Here is a 17,379-nt window from a genome sequence, read left to right as displayed (position 1 = left end):
CGCGTCAAGCGGCCTTTTTTTTGACTGTCGCAAGACGGCGCGACGGGCTAGCGCCCGCGCAACCATCTCATAGCCAGTAAACAAGGACGTAAAGGCCCAGCCATACCACGTCAACAAAGTGCCAGTACCAGGCAGCACCTTCAAAGCCGAAATGATTGTCGGCGGTGAAATGGCCTTTTTGCAGGCGCAGGGTAATAAACAGCAGCATCAACATGCCCACCAGCACGTGGAAACCGTGAAAACCGGTCAGCATGTAAAAGGTCGAACCGAATACGCCCGAAGTGAGCTTGAGGTTGAGCTCGGAGTAGGCATGGAAGTACTCGTAACCCTGCACAAACAAGAACGTCGTACCCAACAACACCGTCATCCACATGAAAGCGATGGTGCGGCCACGCTGATTTTCACGCAGTGCATGGTGAGCAATCGTCAGGGTCACACCGGAGCTGAGCAGCAAAGCAGTGTTGATGGTGGGCAACCAGAACGGTCCCATGGTCGTGAAGGGCTCAATGATGTCAGCTGGCGAAGCCGTCACGCCGGCCGCCAGGCTGGGCCAGACCGCCTTGAAATCAGGCCAGAGCAGCGCATTGTCCAGACTGCCCAGAGCCGGCACCGAGTGCGCGCGAGCCCACCACAGCGCGGTAAAGAACGCGCCAAAAAACATCACTTCCGAGAAAATGAACCAGCTCATGCTCCAGCGGTAGGACAGATCGATCTTGCGACCGTACATGCCACCTTCGCTTTCGTTCACGGCATCACGAAACCAGCGGAACAAGGTCACCAACCAGAACACCATGCCAAAGGCCAGCGACCAGGCGCCCCAGCTCGCGCCATTAATCCACTGACTGGCACCCAATATGACAAAAAACAGACCGATAGCGGCCATGACCGGATGGCTGGAAGGGCCAGGCACGAAGTAGTAAGGGGTTGCCCCGTGGGTTGCTGATGACATCGCTCGACTCCTGTTTTTCTCTCGAATTTTCAATAATTTTTTAATTCAAACCGTGATGCGGCAAGACCTACTAGCGCGCGACCATCCAGTTCGCCAACAACACCAGAACCGCCACAAACAAAAAGACGCCTATCAACCCGACCACGATGATGTGGATGGGGCTCAGGTTCTTGATGTCTTCCTCATAGTCACCGCGCGCCCGCAAGCCCACGAAAGACCAGGCTATGGCCTTGACCGTGCGCCACAAAGACGGCTTGGACGGATTTTTGCTCATGCGCCAGCCTGCTTCTCAAGGGTGGCCGCAGCGGTGCTCGCTTTAGGTGTATCCGGCGCAGCCGGCGTCTTGCCGCCGACTTCAAAAAAAGTGTAGGACAGCGTGATAGTTTTCACGTCTTTGGACAGCTTGGGGTCAATCACAAAAGCCACCGGCCACTGTTTTTTCTCACCGGGTGCCAGTGTGTACTGGCTAAAGCAAAAACACTCCAGCTTGTTGAAATGAGCGCCGGCCTGTGACGGCGCATAACTGGGAATAGCTTGCGCGGACATGGTGCGATCCTGCACATTCTGAAACTCATACATCACCGTGGTGAGTTCACCCGGATGCACCTGGAGCGAACTCTGGGCAGGCTTGAAATGCCAGGGACCACGTGCGTTGGCATCAAACTCCACCGTAATGCTGCGCGTCAGATCGACCTGCGTGTTGGCAGGCAGCTTGGCGGTGGCTCCTGGGATTTGCCTGTCGCCCAAAGCCAGCACATTGATGCCTGTCATCTCGCAAATAGCTTTGTAAATAGGCACCAGTGCGTAACCAAAGCAGAACATGCCAAGCACGATCACGCCAAGCTTGCCCACCATCCTGAAGTTTTCACGCTGAAACCGCATCACTCTATTGCCTTGATTGAACTGCTTGAGCCACTTAATGGCTCAGAAAAATCATCTTGACCATGAAGCCGGCAAAAAAAACAAGCGCGACCGACGCCAGTATCAATGCCAGGCGAAGATTGTTTTTTTTCTTTTGCTCGGGTGTCATGACAATGGTCTGGTTCAAGCAATCACGCGGGTTGCCGTGGCATCCAGCTTGGGAGGGGTTTCAAAGGTGTGAAATGGTGCTGGCGAAGGCACTTCCCACTCCAGACCCTGGGCACCCTTGCCGCTTTCGTCTGCCCAGGGATTCTGGGGAGCCGGCGCGCCCTTGCCGCGCATAGTGGGAATCACGATGAACAGGAAGAAGTACAGCTGAGCGAAGCCGAAGAAGAAAGCACCCACACTGGCCACCGCATTGAAGTCGGCGAACTGCATCGGGTAGTCGGCATAGCGGCGCGGCATACCGGCCAGACCCAAAAAGTGCATCGGGAAGAAAGTCACGTTGAAGGAAATCAGCGACCACCAAAAGTGGATCTTGCCGCGGGTTTCGTTGTACATCACACCGGTCCACTTCGGGCTCCAGTAGTAGAAACCGGCAAACATGGCATACAGGGAACCGGCCACCAGCACATAGTGGAAGTGGGCCACGACGTAATAAGTGTCCTGCAGCTGAATGTCAATTGGAGCCACTGCCAGGATCACACCCGTCAGGCCGCCGATGGTAAACACGAAGATGAAACCCACGGCAAACAGCATGGGGGTCTCAAATGTCATGGAACCCTTCCACATGGTGGCGATCCAGTTGAACACTTTCACGCCCGTTGGCACCGCGATCAACATGGTCGAGTACATGAAGAAAAGCTGGCCTGTGACCGGCATGCCGGTGGTGAACATGTGGTGCGCCCAGACCACGAAGCTCAGGATGGCGATGGAGCCGGTGGCGTAAACCATCGATGCATAACCGAACAGGCGCTTGCGTGAGAAGGCCGGAATGATGTGACTGACGATGCCGAAGGCCGGCAAGATCATGATGTAAACCTCGGGGTGGCCGAAGAACCAGAAAATGTGCTGGTACATCACCGGGTCGCCGCCGCCGGCGGGGTTAAAGAAGCTGGTGCCAAAGTGGCGATCGGTCAGCGTCATGGTGATGGCGCCGGCCAGCACGGGCATCACGGCGATCAGCAGGTAGGCGGTGATCAGCCAGGTCCAGCAGAACATCGGCATCTTCATCAGCGTCATGCCAGGGGCGCGCATGTTCAGGATGGTCACGATGATGTTGATGGAACCCATGATGGACGAGGCGCCCAGCAGGTGCATGGCAAAAATACCCGCGTCCATGGATGGACCCATTTGCAAGGTCAGTGGCGCGTACAGCGTCCAACCCGCAGCAGGTGCGCCACCAGGCATGAAGAACGACATGGTCAGCATCAGGCCGGCAGGAATCATCAGCCAGAAACTGAAGTTATTCATGCGCGCAAATGCCATGTCGGAGGCGCCGATTTGCAGCGGAATCATCCAGTTCGCAAAGCCCACGAAAGCCGGCATGATGGCGCCAAACACCATGATCAGTCCATGCATGGTGGTGAGCTGATTGAACAGCTCGGGGTTCACCAGCTGCAGACCGGGCTGAAACAGTTCGGCACGAATCATCAGCGCCAGCACGCCACCGAACATCAGCATGAAAAAGCTGAACAACAGGTACAGCGTGCCGATGTCTTTGTGATTGGTGGCGAACACCCAACGACGCCAGCCCGTCGGGGCATGGTGATCATGGGCGTCATGCGCGTGATCGTGATGATCGAGAACTGCACTCATCTTGACTTCCTTTGGTGGCTTATGCCTGTAGCTTTTTCTTTGAGGCCGACGACGGGTCCGGCCGGTTGCTTATGGATCTGCGGGGTCAAATCTACTTACTTGCGCGCGGCCTGAACTTCAGCCGGCTGAATGATCTGACCAGTCTGGTTAGACCAATTGTTCTTGGTGTAAGTGAGGACTGCCGCCAGGTCGGTGTCGCTCAGGGCCTTCCAGGACGGCATGGCGCCGCCGGCAGCTCCATTCAACACGACATGAATTTGCTTGCCATGGTCCGCATCCAGCACCACTGCAGAGCCGTCCAACGGTTTGATGGGCCCCGCGCCTTTGCCGTTTGCCTGGTGGCAAGCAGCACAGTTGGCACCATATACTTTTTCACCACGCACCTTGAGATCCACCAGCGTCCAGACCTTGGACGGATCATCGGCTTTGGCAGCAGCTTCCTTGGCCTTGACCGCTACCCATGCGCTGTAGTCCTGCGCAGAGACGACTTTCACGTGGATGGGCATGTAGGCATGCTCTTTGCCGCAGAGTTCCTGGCACTGACCGTAGTAGTCGCCGATTTTTTCGGCACGGAACCAAGTGTCGCGAACAAAACCGGGAATGGCATCTTGCTTGATGCCGAAGGCGGGCACGGCAAAGGCATGAATCACGTCATTGGCCGTGGTGATGATGCGAATTTTCTTGTTGACGGGGACGACCAGTGGATAGTCAACCTTGAGCAGGTAGTCGTCAGGCGCTTCGCCGGCCTTGGGGCCGCCGTTGTCGGACATTTCGCGCTGCGCGTTGTCCAGTGTCGAGACAAAGCCAATGCCTTCGCCCTCGCCCTTGATGTAGTCGTAGCCCCATTTCCACTGGATACCCGTGGCCTTGATGGTGAGGTCTGCGCCCGTTGTATCCTTCTGCGCCACCAGCACCTTGGTCGCCGGCAGGGCCATGGCGATCACGATGATGAAAGGCACCACAGTCCAGGCGATTTCAACGACGGTGGACTCGTGGAAATTGGCCGACTTGTGACCCACGGACTTGCGATGTTTCAAGATGGAGTAAAACATCACGGCAAACACTGCCACAAAAATCACAAGGCAGATAGCCATCATGAACCAGTGCAGCCATTGCTGCTCTTCGGCAATCTTGGTGGCAGCCGGATGTAAATTGAGCTGATTGACCGCCGGCCCCCCAGGCAAGTCATTCACGGCATAAGCGGCAGTACTGATCCAGGCGGCTGCAGATACCAGAATTGCGCCAGCATGCTGCATGCCAAGCCCTGTCATTTTGCTCATGGTGTTGCTTAGGTTCATCGTGATCACTTTTTCTTGCTTCAATTACCGATTGAATTAACTGATCATTATAAAGTTTGCGGCAGGTCAATCCGCCACTGCTTAAAATGATGCGAAACATCCGGGTCTGACTCAACAGACACGCAGCGTAAAGCGGAGTTAGTGAGCTGGTCCGGGCCGCAATTCAGGACGCGCATGTCACCTGCCCCTACCCGCCACCAAGCCGCGCACAAGGACAAGCGACACCAACCCGGTCGGGCAGGCGTCAGTCAACAGCGAAACTTGAGAAATCTCAGCACGGCGGCGAAACGAAACGCTGACATTGCCTGCAATGCCTGACACGCCTTGGCCGGCTGACGCATGGGAGCACCCCAAAATTAAGCTTTGGATTGTAGCCCCGTTTGTCTCGTAAATCGCCTGCGTGCGAGCACGCGCGCCGGGTATCAGCCCAAACTACCGCAATGAGTTCGCCACCCAGGCGCCAGATAACAAGGGAGGCCGTCTTTAGCGGAAAAACAGCAAGCGCGTGACCAAGGTATGGTCGGCCTCAGCAGCCATCAGAGCCACCAGCACCAGCAGGCACAACGGCGGCACCAAAATGGCGCAGACCAGCGCCAGCCTTTCCCAGGCCATATGCATGAAAACCGCCACAACCAGGCCGGCCTTGATCAACATGAAAGCCAGTATCAGGCCCCAGCGCAGATAACCCTGGAAATGAAGGTAGTCCACGAGGTAGGACATTGCGCTAAGCACGAATAGCAGACCCCAGACCTTGAGATAAAGGCTGATGGGATGTTGTTGGCCGGTAGATGACATGTCAAACCCTCCGACGAGCCGCCCATAGGCGGGTTTTCATCCCCCTCGGGGGACGGCGAATGAATATGAGCATGGGGGCCATGATCCCCCTCACCAGAGATAAAACAGCGCAAAAATGAACAGCCAGACCAGATCGACGAAGTGCCAGTACAAACCGGCAATCTCGACAATCTGGTAATTGCCGGTCTTTTCATAATCGCCGCGCAACAGCTTGAACGCCACGGTCATCAGGTAAATCACGCCTATGGACACATGCAAGCCGTGAAAGCCCGTGATCATGAAAAATGCCGAACCAAACTGTGCCGCCCCCATGGCATTGCCCCAGGGCCGAACGCCCTCCTCCAGAATCAGCTTGGACCACTCGAAGGCCTGCATGAAAACAAACATCTCGCCAAAGGTGGCCGTTACCAGCATCAGCGTGGCGGCATTCACGCGGTCACGGGCATAGGCGAAGTTCACCGCCATCGCCATGGTTCCGCTGCTAGTGATGAGCACAAAAGTCATCAGGGCGATCAGCAGCAGTGGCACATCGGCACCCCCTACATGCAAGGCAAACACCTCACTAGGGTTAGGCCAAGGTACGGTGGTCGAGATGCGCACCGTCATGTAGCCAACAAGAAAACAGCTGAACACAAAGGTATCGGAGAGCAAAAAAATCCACATCATGGCCTTGCCCCAGGACACCTGAAAGGCCTGCTGATCCGACGACCAGTCCGTGACCAGCCCACGCCAGCCGCCAGGCGCTGCCAAGACATCTGGCGGCGCAGTGATGGGAGCAGTCGTCGTGTTCATGGCGAAACCTTTCAGGCGGGGCCGCAGATAAAGCGCACCACTTCAGGTGTCAGCCCGCCCAGCGTGGCAAACAGCAAGGCCCACACAGCCAGCAGGAAATGCCAGTAGCGTGCGCACAAGGCCATGCGCCAGGCATCCCGAACCGGGTCGGGCCGGCGCCAGAAGTCATGCGTGATGACGCCCCAAGCCACCAGGCCGCCGGCCACATGCAGGCCGTGCAAGGCCGTCAGCAGGTAAAAGAAACTGGCGGCCGGATTGCCAGCCGGCATCACATGCTGCGCGTACAAGGCCTGCCAGGCCCATAGCTGAACCCCCAGAAACACCCAGGCACAGGCGCCACCTGCCAGCAGCAAGCTGCCGGCCTGACCCCAGTGCAAGCCTTGCGCAGCCTTGCTGGCCTGTTGCAGCAATACGCTACCCGCCAGCAGCAGGGCGGTACTAACCCACAACTGCCAAGGCATGGCGATCGCCGACCAGTCGCTTGCGTTCATGCGCATCACATAGGCGGTGATGAACAGCAGGAACAAGGTGGTCGCCACGCCCATGAACACCCACAAGCCTATGCCGGCATTGGCGCCGCGGCTGTGACGATCAGCCACAGCGGAGGTGGTCAGGACTGTGCTCGCATTCATGCCAGCGCTCCACTTGTTGAGCCCTTGTCAGTGCCCGCTTCAGGCTCCATGCCGCCGGCCGCCAGCGGCGCGTTCTGCGGGATGAAGTCTTGCGCAGCGCCCGGAACGCTGTAGGCATAGGCCCAGCGATAGACCACGGGCGACTGAGGCCCCCAATTGCCGTGGCCAGGCGGCGTTTGCGGCGTCTGCCATTCCAGCGAGGCGGCGCGCCAGGGATTGGCCTCCGCGCGCCGGCCGCGCACCGCGCTCCAGGCCAGGTTGACGATAAACAGCAGTTGCGTGGCCCCAACGATCAGCGCGGCCACGGTGATAAAGGCATTCAGTGCGTGAGCCGAGGGCGGAATGAACTGGTAGTTGTCATAGTTGTAATAGCGCCGCGGCATACCCAGCACGCCCAGGTAATGCATGGGAAAATAAATCGCATAAGTGCCCAGAAAAGTAATCCAGAAATGCAGCTTGCCGAGCCGGTCGTCCAGCATGCGACCGGTAATCTTGGGAAACCAGTGGTAGATACCGCCGAACACCACCAGCAGCGGCGCCACACCCATCACCATGTGAAAGTGCGCCACCACAAAGTAAGTGCCCGACAAGGGAATGTCCACGCTCACATTGCCCAAAAACAGCCCGGTCAGCCCGCCAATCACAAAAGTGCTGACAAAGGCCAGCGCAAACAGCATGGGTACGGTCAGATGTATATCGCCGCGCCACAGGGTCAGCAGCCAGTTGTAAACCTTGATGGCGGTGGGCACGGCGATGATCAGCGTGGTGGTCGCAAAGAAGAAACCAAAATACGGATTCATGCCGCTAACGAACATGTGGTGCGCCCACACCACAACGCTCAACACGCCAATGGCCAGGATGGCCCACACCATCATGCGGTAGCCAAAGATGCTCTTGCGCGCATGCACGCTGATCAGATCGGAGACGATGCCGAAGGCCGGCAGGGCCACGATGTAGACCTCGGGGTGGCCGAAGAACCAGAACAGGTGCTGAAACAGCAGCGGGCTGCCGCCCTTGTAATTCGTCACCTGCCCCATGGATACCAGCGCCGGCATGAAAAAGCTGGTGCCCAGGGTGCGATCCATCAGCATCATCACGCCACTGACAAAAAGCGCCGGAAAGGCCAGCAGCGCCAAAATAGTGGCGACAAAAATGCCCCACACCGTGAGCGGCATACGCAACAGCGTCATGCCCTCGCAGCGCGCCTGCAGCACGGTAGTGACGTAATTAAGCCCGCCCATGGTGGTGGCCACAATGAAGATCAGCAGCGAAACCAGCATCACGATGATGCCCCACTCGTTGCCCGGTGTGCCCGGCAATATGGCCTGCGGCGGATACAGCGTCCAGCCCGCGCCGGTAGGCCCGCCCGGGACGAAGAAGCTCAGCATCAGCACCAGCACCGCCAACAGATAGATCCAGAAGCTCAGCATATTGAGGTAGGGAAACACCATGTCGCGCGCGCCCACCATCAGCGGAATCAGGTAATTGCCGAAGCCGCCCAGAAACAGCGCGGTGAGCAGATAGATCACCATGATCATGCCGTGCATGGTGACGAACTGGTAGTAACGCTCGACATTGATGAATTCGAACTGACCCGGAAAACCCAGCTGCAAGCGCATCAGATTGGACAGCAGCAGCCCCACCAGACCTACGGCAATGGCGGTGCAGGCGTATTGCACCGCAATCACCTTGTGGTCCTGACTCCAGACGTAGCGTGTCCAGAAGCTTTGCGGCATATGGTGCGAGCTGGTGTCGGCGTGGTCCATGGTGCTCCCTGTGGTGGTACGGCAAAGCCGTCAGCGCTGCGCCTTCTGCTCGGGTGCGGTCTGGGCTGGGCTGCTGCCCAGCGACTGGATGTAGGCCACCAGCCCCGCCAACTCCTCGTCGCTCATCGCTATCTTGGGCATGACAGGCGGATAGCCTTTCACGCTGCGGGCCTGCGGATCGCGAATAAAGCCTTGCAGATAGGCTTCATCAACCCGCGCCGTCGAACCGTCAGCCATGGTCTCCAGCTTGCCGTAGAGGCCTTTCCAGGTCGGCCCTATGCGCGGACTGCCGTCAACCGTGTGGCAGGCCACACAGCCCTTGGACTGGGCCAGCGCATGGCCCTGGGCGACCCGCGCATCCGCGCCACCGGCCAAGCCGGCGACCGCGCCAGGGGCCGGACCGGCCATGGTCATGGCGAAAGTCGGCTGTGCCTTCAGCCAGGCCTGAAAGGCCGGCTCGTCTTCCACCACCACGACGCCCCGCATATTGCTGTGCCCTATGCCGCACAGCTGGGCGCACAGCACTTCATAGCGCCCCATTTTGGTGGGCGTGAACCAGAACGAAGTCACCATGCCCGGCACCATATTCACACGGGCGCGAAACGGCGGCACATAGAAATCGTGCAGCACATCATTGGAGCGCAGCAACACCTTGATCGGCTTGCCTACCGGCAGGTGTACTTCATTGCTGTTGACCAAAATATTGGCCTGCCCCGCCGGATCGGTCAGGTCCAGACCGAAAGGATTGGCCGCGCTGACAAAACGGGCATCGCTCAGACCCAGCTTGCCGCTGGCGCCGGGAAAGCGATAGCGCCATTGCCATTGCTGGCCCAGCACCTCCATCACAACCGCCTCACGCGGCGCGCTGACGTAATTGGCGTACACCACCAGGCCCGGCGCCAACAGGGCCGCAATGAGGACCGTGGTGACGCCTATCAGCCAGCGTTCCAGTTTGCGGTTTTCGGGCTCATAGGCTGCACGACTGCCGTCGCGGTGGCGATAGCGCAGCAAAATATAAGCCAGAAAAAAATTGATGACGACGAAAAAGAAGCCGGTGACCACCAGCGTGATCGTCAGTGTGTCGTCCATCTGCTGCCAGTTTGAAGCCAGAGGTGTTGTCCACCAGGGGCTGACGAAGTGGAACAGCACCGACACGACGACGATGACAATGAGCGTGACAGCCATAAGCATGTATGGCCTCTTGCGTCAAAGTGGCCAGTAGGACTCGTGCCGGTCCAGCTTGCGATACAGCAGTGCAGCCGTCACCCCGAAGATTAGATGAATGGCCAGAGTTGCCGTGCCGCGCCATTCGATGAACCATGGAAAAAAGTGCGTCATGGCGTGAAAGTTCAGCAGGTACAAAACCGCACCAAACACCGCGCCAAACACGGCCACCAGAATCAGGCCCGAGCCCTGACGGAAAGGCGCGATGATGGTCGCGAGTATCAGGCCAAAGACCATGCCCAGCACATAGTGGGCAAGCAGCGCGACCGTCACGACGGTGAGGTCAAAACCAGATGACTTCAGTGTGTCCGACCCCATCACGATGGCGGCAATCATGTGCGAGGCCACCCAGGGATTGCCACCGCCGGCCAGCATCGCCCAGAACAACTCCAGCACCATCAGGATGGCACCTGCGGCCAGCCCGGCGACCGCCGCCGCAGGCCAGTCCGGCAGGCGCTGCCCATGATAAGAATGCATGTGAAGGTCCATGATCGCCTCCCTCCAAACAAGACTAAACACTTGTATTGCCGACCCCCTTAGGGCCTTGGCATTTCAGGGGAACACCGGGGTGTCCGGGTCCTCGCCTTCAAAACGGGCTTCCGGGTGCGCGGCCTGCAGCAAGGCCTCGATGTCCTTGACCTGGGCACTGGGCACGTCCACCATCAACAGGATTTGCCCCTCTTCGAGAGCGTTTTCAAAACGTTTGAGCCGGTGGCTGGGCACTGAAATGCCAATCATGCTGGACGACCAGGCGCCGAACACCGCACCCAACGCCCCCAGCACGGCCACTATGCCCCACTGCAACGAGCCTATCCCCAGGGGGTAGTACATGGCGATCAAGAGGCCCGCCGCAATGCCTATGGTGCCGCCTATCAGCAGGCCGGCTTCGGCCGCGTAAATCACATCCGTCGTCTGCAAGACATTGGCGGGATGAAGCCCGGACAGGTTCATGCCCTCGCGTCCGGCGCAGTGGATATGCTTCACCGGCACACGCGCCAGCAGCAAGTCATCCACCGCACGTCTGGCACTCGCCGCATCGGGGATCAACCAGTAAATGCGTCTGCTCATAACACCCCCTCTCGTCACACCAAGTGACTCTAGGAAATAGAACAATGCACGGTCAAGTTATACACCTGCACCCAGGCCTGCGCAAGTTGCTGCCGGGCCTACGCCCTGGCGCTCAGAAACACTCAGGGTTTGCCGCGCTTGTCATGCAGCATGGCGCGCATGTCCTGCACCGATACCGCGCTGAGCGCACTGAGCTTGATCTTGGGCGCGGCCTTCAGGGCATGGCCGTAGATCACCTCGAAAGTCAGTGACAGCCGGCCGTCGGCCCCTACCGCCAGGTGCTGGCCCAGCGCCTGCTCCAGTTGGGTCTTCCAGGACCGCCCGCGCAAGGCGGGGAAACGCGCCGGATGAAAATTGCGGCCCAGCTCACGCAGCTCCTGCAGCAGCCGCGCCGGCGTCTCGTAGGTCAGTGTGATGCGCTCCATGTCCATCACCGGCTCGGCAAAACCGGTTTGCACCAGCATGTCGCCCCAGTCATGCATATCGGTCAGATCGTGGCCGGCCGGCGGCCAGCCCAGCTGGGCGTAAAGCGCGCGCAGCTCACGCGCGGTATCCGGCCCCAGACAGGAAAACATCAAAAAACCATCGACCTTCAAGGCCTGGTGCCAGGCGCCCAGCAAGGCCTGCGGGTCGGCTGCCTCGTGCAAGGCCATATTGGCCCACAACATGTCCACGCTGGCCGGCGGCGGCGCCTCGAAGCGCGTAGGCGCGGCCCGCCATTGCTTGGGGTGCCACCATGGTTTTGCTATATCTTTAATAGCTGCCTGTGCCCTATCCGTATTGGCTTCAGCCACAAAACACTCTGAATCCGGGTACAAGCTGGCCAATTTGGCATGGGCTTGCAGGCCGCCACGCAAGGCACCCCAATGCGCCCAGGTCTGCGGTTTCAGCTTGATCCACTCCAGGCGGTCCTGCATGCGACTGGCCACCTCCTCATGCAACCACGGCGAAGCCAGAGGCGCGGTACGCTGCCAGCGGCTGACAGCGAGCGGATCGAGCGTGGGGGGGCGCTGGGAAGGAGTCATGAGAGCTTGCGTGATTCGCGCCGGTCGGCGCGGTTGGAAAGTAGGCGAGTATATTGACACGGTGTTCACGCGCCTGCTGACCCCCGCCCTATTCCTGTCCCGGCTGCCAGGCCTTGCCAGCCAGTGCGCCGTCTGCCGCAGCTGGCCGGCGCGCCAGGTCTGCCCGCCCTGCGTGAGCCGCTTTGCGGCGCCGCAAAGCCGCTGCAGCCTTTGCGCGCTGGCCTTGCCGGCCGATCTGTCCATGGGCCTGCGCACCGGTCACGATGTTTGCGCCAGCTGCGCCATCCAGCGCCCGGTACTGGACGGCGCGCTGGCCGCCCTGCCCTATGCCTACCCCTGGTCCAACCTGATTGCGCGCTATAAATTTGGCGAGCAGCCCGGCTGGGCCGGTTTTTTCGCTGCCCTCTTGCTCAAAACCCCCGGCGTTCAGCAGGCCTTTGCCGACCTGACAGCCCAGGACTGGCTGCTGCCCATGCCGCTATCGGCCCAGCGCCTGCAAACGCGCGGCTTCAACCAGGCCTGGGAGCTGGCCAGCGCACTGGCCCGGCAAAGCCAGAGCCGGGCGCAAGCCGATGCGACCCTGTTGCTGCGCGTGAAACACGGCCGGCCGCAAAGCCAGCTCAAGCGCCAAGCCAGGCTGGCCAATGTCAGGGGTGCCTTTCTGATTGATCCACTGCGCCTGGCCGAACTGCAAGGCCGGCGCGTGCTACTGGTGGATGACGTGATGACCAGCGGCGCCTCGATGTTTGCGGCGGCGCAGGCCCTGCGCGAAGCCGGCGCGGCCCACATCGCCGCCGTGGTGCTGGCCAGAACAGCGCCCGCCTAGAATCGCCGCTTCACCCACTGCCCCTGCGCCAAGCCGTCCATGTTCAATATCGTTCTCGTCGAACCCGAAATTCCGCCCAATACCGGCAATGTGATCCGCCTGGCCGCCAATACCGGCTGCCGCCTGCATCTGGTGGAACCGCTGGGCTTTTCGATGGACGACAAACACATGCGGCGCGCCGGGCTGGACTATCACGAGTACGCCCCGCTGCTGCGCCACGCCAGCTGGCAGGCCTTGCTGGAGAGCCAGCAGCCGCCGCCCGAGCGGCTGTTTGCCATGACCACGCAAGGCTCGGGCAATATGTATGACAAGCGCTTTCAGCCTGGCGACTGGCTGGTGTTCGGCTCGGAAACCAAGGGCCTGGCGCCCGCCGTGCGGGAATCTTTTCCGCTGGCGCAACGCCTCAAGGTGCCCATGCTGCCGGGCCAGCGCAGCCTCAACCTGTCCAATACCGTCGCCGTCACGGTATTCGAGGCCTGGCGGCAAAACGGTTTTGCCGGGGCGGCCTAGGAGTAATACCGCACCAGCGACTCGGCCACGCACACCGGCTTGCTAGCACCCTCTCGCTCCACCATCACCTCCCAGCTCAGCTGCACGCCGCCGTTGTCAATCGGCTCGGCCGCCAGCAGCTTCATGCGAGCACGCAGGCGGCTGCCGACCGGCACCGGCGCCGTAAAGCGCACCTTGTTCAGGCCGTAATTCACCCCCATGCGCGAGCCGCTGACCTCGAACGATGCGTCAAAAAATCTGGGCAGCAGCGACAAGGTCAGAAAACCGTGCGCGATCGTCCCGCCAAACGGGCCCACCGCCGCCTTCTCGGGATCCACATGAATCCACTGGTGGTCACCGGTGGCCTCGGCAAACAGCTTGACCTGCTGCTGCGTGATGGTGATCCAGTCGCTGACGGCCACTTCCTGGCCGACGCAGGCCGCCAGTTCGGACAAGCTTTGAAAGGTTCTCATGGGCTGACTGTAGCGCTTGCACTGCGCGCCGGCCTGCCGTGGCGTGGCCCGCCTGTCAGTTAGGTGACAAACTTTTGCGACATGCTCTGAGTTGGCAGCGCCCGAAGGCGGCAGGTTAGAGCCAAGTAGAGCCGACTTTTCCGTTATCGTCAGCGCATGCAAGCCTCGCTGATACGCGCCAGAAAACCTCTTGCCCTGCCAACCGGAACGAGTGCCACTTCATGACCCATATACCCACCTGGCTCTCTTTTAGCTTCATCTACCTGGCGGCGGCCGTGATTGCCGTGCCGCTGGCCAAAAAACTCGGCCTGGGCGCCATTATTGGCTATCTGGCCGCCGGCATCGCCATAGGCCCCTGGGGCCTGGGCTTGGTCGCCAATGTGCAGGACATTCTTCACTTCGCCGAATTCGGTGTGGTGCTGATGCTGTTCCTGATCGGCCTGGAACTCGAGCCCAAGCGGCTGTGGAGTTTGCGCCGACCCATCTTTGGCTGGGGCAGCGTCCAGGTGCTGGGCTGCGCCGGCCTGCTCACAGGCGTGGCCATGGCCTTTGGCGTGGCCTGGCCGACGGCACTGGTGGCCGGCCTGGGCCTGGCGCTGTCGTCCACCGCCATCACCCTGCAAGTCCTGGGTGAGCGCAATCTGCTGCCCACGTCCAGCGGACGAGCCGGTTTTTCCATCCTGCTGTTTCAGGACGTGGCGGCCATTCCGATTCTGGCGCTGCTGCCATTGCTGCCGCTGCTGGGCAGCGCTTCAGAGACGAATGAGGCTCTAGCCCAATCCAACCGCGCGCTGGAAGCTATCAAAATAGTAGCAGTCATAGGCGGCATCATCCTCGGCGGCCGGCTGCTGCTGCGCCCCTTGCTGCGCTGGATTGCCAACAGCGGCACGCCCGAAATCTTCACCGCCGCCTCGCTGCTGCTGGTGGTCGGTATTGCCGGGCTGATGCAGCTGGTCGGCCTGTCGATGGCGCTGGGGGCTTTTCTGGCCGGCGTGCTGCTGGCCGAAAGCGAGTACCGGCGCGAGCTGGAAACTGATATCGAGCCCTTCAAGGGCTTGCTGCTGGGCCTCTTTTTCATCGCCGTCGGCATGAGCATAGATTTTGGCGTGCTGATGAAGTCGCCGGGCTTGATGGCCGCCATACTGCTCGGCTTTCTGGGCCTGAAGCTGCTCTTGCTCTACGGCCTGGCCTGGCTCATGAAGCTGCCCTATCAGGAGCGCCCGGTCTTTGCGCTGCTGCTGGCGCAGGGCGGTGAATTTGCCTTTGTGGTGTTTCAGGCGGCCGCCGGCGCCCAAATCTTTTCGACGGAGACGGCTTCGCTGCTGATAGGCGCGGTGGCGCTATCCATGCTCATCAGCCCGCTGCTGCTGGTGCTGGTCGACAAACTGCTGCTGCCGCGCTATGCCAATTGCAACACGCCGCAACTGGAAGAGATTTCCGAGCAGCAGGCCGCGCCCATCATCATTGCCGGCTTCGGCCGCTACGGCCAGATCGTCGGCCGCATGCTGCTGGCGCAAGGCCTGAGCGCCACCGTGCTGGACCACGATGCCGACATGGTGGAAACCGTGCGCGCCTTCGGCTACCGGGTTTTTTACGGCGACGCCAGCCGGCTGGACCTGCTGCGCACGGCGGGCGCCGCCAGCGCCAAGATCCTGGTGCTGGCGGTGGACGACGTGGAGCAATCGCTGAAAATCGTCGACCTGGCCAAGGAGCACTTCCCGCAGTTGCAGATCGTGGCGCGCGCGCGCGACGTGACGCACTGGAACGCGCTGCGCGACCGCGGCATCATGCACGTCGAGCGCGAGTTGTTTGAGTCCAGCCTGCGCAGCGCCCGCAGCGTGCTGGAGCTGCTGGGCCAGGAACCCGACCGCGTCAAGCTGGCCGCCGACCGCTTTCGCCAGCACAACCTGGACTTGTTCGAGCAGATGTACCCGCACCGCAAAGACCAGGCCAAGGTCATCGCCGTGGCCAAGCAGGGCCGGCTGCAGCTGGAGGCGCAGATGGCGCGGGAGCGCGCACAACTGGCGCAGCGCCGGCCCGAGCTTGGGCAGGACTGAAATATTGACAAAAAGGCCACCAGCTCAAGCAGGACTGGCACAAACAGCTATCTATTTCGTAGCAAGATGCACTAGCGCAAGGCATCCCACAGCAGCTTGATGCCGGTCAGCAACATGCCGCTGTAGAGCACGCGGTAAAACCAGAGCGGGCTGATGCGCCTGGCCAGGCGCACGCCTATCCAGACGCCGACCGGCGCCAGCGGCAGCAGCACCAGCGAGGTCGCCATGTTGCGCGTATCCAGCAAGCCCAGCCAGGCGTAGGGAATCCACTTGGAAAGGTTGATGACGAAAAAGAAGGCCGCCATGGTGGCGGTGAACTTGACGGGGCTGAGCCGCAGCGGAATGACATAGGCGCTGAGCGGCGGGCCGCCGGCATGGGCCACGAAACTGGTGAAGCCCGAGGTCACAGTCAATAACGCGCCCAGCCATTTGGGCGGCGGCGGGCTGTCGGGCCGGGGCGGAAACAGCAGGCGCTGCGCCAGAAACAGCAGCGTAAAGCCGCCCACTAGGCCGGCCACCAGCTGGGCGTCCAGTAGCTTGAACAGCAGCGCGCCTATCACGGTGCCGACCAGACCACAGGGAATCAGAAAGCGCAAAAACTTCCTGTCGAAGTCCTTGCGAAAGGCCGCCAGCCCCAGCAAGTCCATCAGCAGCAAGAGCGGCATCAAGGTCGCGGCGGCCTGCGGCACCGTGACCGCTAGGGCCATCAGCGGCACTGCCAACGAGCCGAAGCCGGCGCCAAAGCCGCTTTTGCTGATGCCCAGCATCAGCACGGCGGGAATGGCGACGGCGTAGAAAAAGGGGTCGGTGATCAGCGGAAAGGCCATTTTTCTCAACAAAACAGGCCTCTAGCCCAATAGGATCGGGCGCAGGAAGCTAGCAAATCAATAGCGACAGCGCTTGCAGGACTCAAGGCTAAAGCCCGTCATCCGCAAGCGCCGATAAAACCGCTCAAGAATAACCGCTACTAGGAGTCTGCGCGGCAGAAGGATTTGAGGCTCGATGAGCTTGGTAATTTGCTGTTTTCGTTGCTACCGTGGCAGTCGATCATGGTTTTGGCGCGGCACGACCGCGCTGGGGCGGCTCCTTGAGCCCTGCTGCGGGGCAGGTGCGGGCATTTTTTGCTGGTTGTTGCCCTCAGCCGCTTTGCATTGAACACATCCGGCGCAGATTGAGGGCCAGGCACACGAGCTTGAATTCGGCGCGTACCCGGTGCAGGCCCCTCATACTGAATTGGCGCAACCCCAGCACGCTCTTGATCCAGCCGTTGGGCGGCTCGGCAATCCATTTGCGTTTTCGGTACGCC

General features: G+C 60.4%; 20 protein-coding genes. 3 read left to right on the top strand and 17 right to left on the bottom strand.

Annotated features, from left to right (window positions below; all coding sequences use genetic code 11):
- Positions 1-67: 67 nt before the first annotated feature.
- The 14 genes from BM160_RS16530 to BM160_RS16470 all read right to left on the bottom strand — a co-directional run bounded on the left by BM160_RS16530 (position 68) and on the right by BM160_RS16470 (position 12,228).
- Positions 68-949: a cytochrome c oxidase subunit 3 gene (locus BM160_RS16530; protein ID WP_092007275.1), complete on the bottom strand. Its 882-nt coding sequence runs from the start codon at positions 947-949 to the stop codon at positions 68-70.
- 70 nt (positions 950-1,019) lie between these two features.
- A complete protein-coding gene (locus BM160_RS16525; protein WP_092007274.1) occupies positions 1,020-1,223 on the bottom strand; it encodes a DUF2970 domain-containing protein in 204 nt (67 codons plus the stop codon).
- Complete coding sequence (locus tag BM160_RS16520; RefSeq protein ID WP_092007273.1) at positions 1,220-1,831, bottom strand: cytochrome c oxidase assembly protein; 612 nt, start codon at positions 1,829-1,831, stop codon at positions 1,220-1,222. Before BM160_RS16520 ends, BM160_RS16525 begins: the two co-directional genes overlap by 4 nt.
- A gap of 34 nt (positions 1,832-1,865) precedes the next feature.
- On the bottom strand, positions 1,866-1,979 hold the full coding sequence (locus BM160_RS22760; protein ID WP_218156624.1) for a cytochrome oxidase small assembly protein: 114 nt from the start codon (positions 1,977-1,979) through the stop codon (positions 1,866-1,868).
- 14 nt (positions 1,980-1,993) lie between these two features.
- Positions 1,994-3,628, bottom strand: coding sequence for a cytochrome c oxidase subunit I (gene ctaD / locus BM160_RS16515; RefSeq protein ID WP_092007272.1), 1,635 nt, complete (start codon positions 3,626-3,628; stop codon positions 1,994-1,996).
- 95 nt (positions 3,629-3,723) lie between these two features.
- Positions 3,724-4,884, bottom strand: coding sequence for a cytochrome c oxidase subunit II (coxB, locus tag BM160_RS16510; protein ID WP_369821797.1), 1,161 nt, complete (start codon positions 4,882-4,884; stop codon positions 3,724-3,726).
- A gap of 525 nt (positions 4,885-5,409) precedes the next feature.
- Positions 5,410-5,721 (bottom strand): cytochrome C oxidase subunit IV family protein, encoded by a 312-nt coding sequence (locus BM160_RS16505; RefSeq protein ID WP_092007271.1) that lies wholly within the window; start codon positions 5,719-5,721, stop codon positions 5,410-5,412.
- A gap of 90 nt (positions 5,722-5,811) precedes the next feature.
- Positions 5,812-6,513, bottom strand: coding sequence for a heme-copper oxidase subunit III family protein (locus BM160_RS16500; RefSeq protein WP_092007270.1), 702 nt, complete (start codon positions 6,511-6,513; stop codon positions 5,812-5,814).
- 11 nt (positions 6,514-6,524) lie between these two features.
- Entirely contained in the window at positions 6,525-7,145 is a 621-nt protein-coding gene (locus BM160_RS16495; RefSeq protein ID WP_092007269.1) for a cytochrome c oxidase subunit 3 family protein, read from the bottom strand.
- Positions 7,142-8,911, bottom strand: coding sequence for a cytochrome c oxidase subunit I (gene ctaD / locus BM160_RS16490; RefSeq protein ID WP_092007268.1), 1,770 nt, complete (start codon positions 8,909-8,911; stop codon positions 7,142-7,144). Before ctaD (BM160_RS16490) ends, BM160_RS16495 begins: the two co-directional genes overlap by 4 nt.
- Positions 8,912-8,941: 30 nt before the next feature.
- Positions 8,942-10,102 (bottom strand): c-type cytochrome, encoded by a 1,161-nt coding sequence (locus BM160_RS16485; RefSeq protein WP_092007267.1) that lies wholly within the window; start codon positions 10,100-10,102, stop codon positions 8,942-8,944.
- Between the two features lie 15 nt (positions 10,103-10,117).
- Entirely contained in the window at positions 10,118-10,612 is a 495-nt protein-coding gene (locus tag BM160_RS16480; protein WP_255368965.1) for a hypothetical protein, read from the bottom strand.
- A gap of 75 nt (positions 10,613-10,687) precedes the next feature.
- Entirely contained in the window at positions 10,688-11,203 is a 516-nt protein-coding gene (locus BM160_RS16475; RefSeq protein WP_092007265.1) for a DUF1269 domain-containing protein, read from the bottom strand.
- 122 nt (positions 11,204-11,325) lie between these two features.
- Positions 11,326-12,228 (bottom strand): methyltransferase domain-containing protein, encoded by a 903-nt coding sequence (locus tag BM160_RS16470; protein WP_092007264.1) that lies wholly within the window; start codon positions 12,226-12,228, stop codon positions 11,326-11,328.
- Between BM160_RS16470 and BM160_RS16465 the strand changes: the two genes are divergently transcribed.
- On the top strand, positions 12,227-13,054 hold the full coding sequence (locus BM160_RS16465; protein WP_092007263.1) for a ComF family protein: 828 nt from the start codon (positions 12,227-12,229) through the stop codon (positions 13,052-13,054). The two genes, BM160_RS16470 and BM160_RS16465, sit on opposite strands and share 2 nt — an antisense overlap.
- Positions 13,055-13,093: 39 nt before the next feature.
- Entirely contained in the window at positions 13,094-13,564 is a 471-nt protein-coding gene (locus BM160_RS16460) for a tRNA (cytidine(34)-2'-O)-methyltransferase (RefSeq protein ID WP_092007262.1), read from the top strand.
- Here BM160_RS16460 and BM160_RS16455 read toward each other — a convergent pair.
- The gene (locus BM160_RS16455; protein ID WP_092007261.1) at positions 13,561-14,016 is read right to left on the bottom strand and encodes a MaoC family dehydratase; all 456 of its coding nucleotides are present in this window, start codon (positions 14,014-14,016) and stop codon (positions 13,561-13,563) included. The two genes, BM160_RS16460 and BM160_RS16455, sit on opposite strands and share 4 nt — an antisense overlap.
- A 221-nt stretch (positions 14,017-14,237) precedes the next feature.
- Here BM160_RS16455 and kefC point away from each other — a divergent pair, with 221 nt between their 5' ends.
- A complete protein-coding gene (gene kefC / locus BM160_RS16450) occupies positions 14,238-16,073 on the top strand; it encodes a glutathione-regulated potassium-efflux system protein KefC (RefSeq protein WP_092007260.1) in 1,836 nt (611 codons plus the stop codon).
- A 71-nt stretch (positions 16,074-16,144) separates the two neighbouring features.
- Here the strand turns inward: kefC and BM160_RS16445 are convergent, their stop codons facing one another.
- Complete coding sequence (locus tag BM160_RS16445; RefSeq protein ID WP_092007259.1) at positions 16,145-16,900, bottom strand: sulfite exporter TauE/SafE family protein; 756 nt, start codon at positions 16,898-16,900, stop codon at positions 16,145-16,147.
- 310 nt (positions 16,901-17,210) lie between these two features.
- The coding region (locus BM160_RS16440; protein ID WP_143093277.1) for a transposase at positions 17,211-17,379 on the bottom strand (169 nt) is incomplete at its 5' end.

Source organism: Polaromonas sp. OV174 (assembly GCF_900112285.1).
In the GTDB taxonomy this organism is placed as follows: Bacteria; Pseudomonadota; Gammaproteobacteria; order Burkholderiales; family Burkholderiaceae_C; genus Polaromonas.
Note: the sequence above shows the minus strand (reverse complement) of the source record. Positions and strands in the feature narration are given on the sequence as shown.

Excerpts from the sequence above, each read along its gene's own strand:
- BM160_RS16530 (WP_092007275.1), bottom strand. The coding sequence starts at position 949 with ATGTCATCAGCAACCCACGGGGCAACCCCTTACTACTTCGTGCCTGGC.
- BM160_RS16525 (WP_092007274.1), bottom strand. The coding sequence starts at position 1,223 with ATGAGCAAAAATCCGTCCAAGCCGTCTTTGTGGCGCACGGTCAAGGCC.
- BM160_RS16520 (WP_092007273.1), bottom strand. The coding sequence starts at position 1,831 with ATGCGGTTTCAGCGTGAAAACTTCAGGATGGTGGGCAAGCTTGGCGTG.
- BM160_RS22760 (WP_218156624.1), bottom strand. The coding sequence starts at position 1,979 with ATGACACCCGAGCAAAAGAAAAAAAACAATCTTCGCCTGGCATTGATA.
- ctaD (WP_092007272.1), bottom strand. The coding sequence starts at position 3,628 with ATGAGTGCAGTTCTCGATCATCACGATCACGCGCATGACGCCCATGAT.
- coxB (WP_369821797.1), bottom strand. The coding sequence starts at position 4,884 with ATGCAGCATGCTGGCGCAATTCTGGTATCTGCAGCCGCCTGGATCAGT.
- BM160_RS16505 (WP_092007271.1), bottom strand. The coding sequence starts at position 5,721 with ATGTCATCTACCGGCCAACAACATCCCATCAGCCTTTATCTCAAGGTC.
- BM160_RS16500 (WP_092007270.1), bottom strand. The coding sequence starts at position 6,513 with ATGAACACGACGACTGCTCCCATCACTGCGCCGCCAGATGTCTTGGCA.
- BM160_RS16495 (WP_092007269.1), bottom strand. The coding sequence starts at position 7,145 with ATGAATGCGAGCACAGTCCTGACCACCTCCGCTGTGGCTGATCGTCAC.
- ctaD (WP_092007268.1), bottom strand. The coding sequence starts at position 8,911 with ATGGACCACGCCGACACCAGCTCGCACCATATGCCGCAAAGCTTCTGG.
- BM160_RS16485 (WP_092007267.1), bottom strand. The coding sequence starts at position 10,102 with ATGCTTATGGCTGTCACGCTCATTGTCATCGTCGTCGTGTCGGTGCTG.
- BM160_RS16480 (WP_255368965.1), bottom strand. The coding sequence starts at position 10,612 with ATGCATTCTTATCATGGGCAGCGCCTGCCGGACTGGCCTGCGGCGGCG.
- BM160_RS16475 (WP_092007265.1), bottom strand. The coding sequence starts at position 11,203 with ATGAGCAGACGCATTTACTGGTTGATCCCCGATGCGGCGAGTGCCAGA.
- BM160_RS16465 (WP_092007263.1), top strand. The coding sequence starts at position 12,227 with ATGAGAGCTTGCGTGATTCGCGCCGGTCGGCGCGGTTGGAAAGTAGGC.
- BM160_RS16470 (WP_092007264.1), bottom strand. The coding sequence starts at position 12,228 with ATGACTCCTTCCCAGCGCCCCCCCACGCTCGATCCGCTCGCTGTCAGC.
- BM160_RS16460 (WP_092007262.1), top strand. The coding sequence starts at position 13,094 with ATGTTCAATATCGTTCTCGTCGAACCCGAAATTCCGCCCAATACCGGC.
- BM160_RS16455 (WP_092007261.1), bottom strand. The coding sequence starts at position 14,016 with ATGAGAACCTTTCAAAGCTTGTCCGAACTGGCGGCCTGCGTCGGCCAG.
- kefC (WP_092007260.1), top strand. The coding sequence starts at position 14,238 with ATGACCCATATACCCACCTGGCTCTCTTTTAGCTTCATCTACCTGGCG.
- BM160_RS16445 (WP_092007259.1), bottom strand. The coding sequence starts at position 16,900 with ATGGCCTTTCCGCTGATCACCGACCCCTTTTTCTACGCCGTCGCCATT.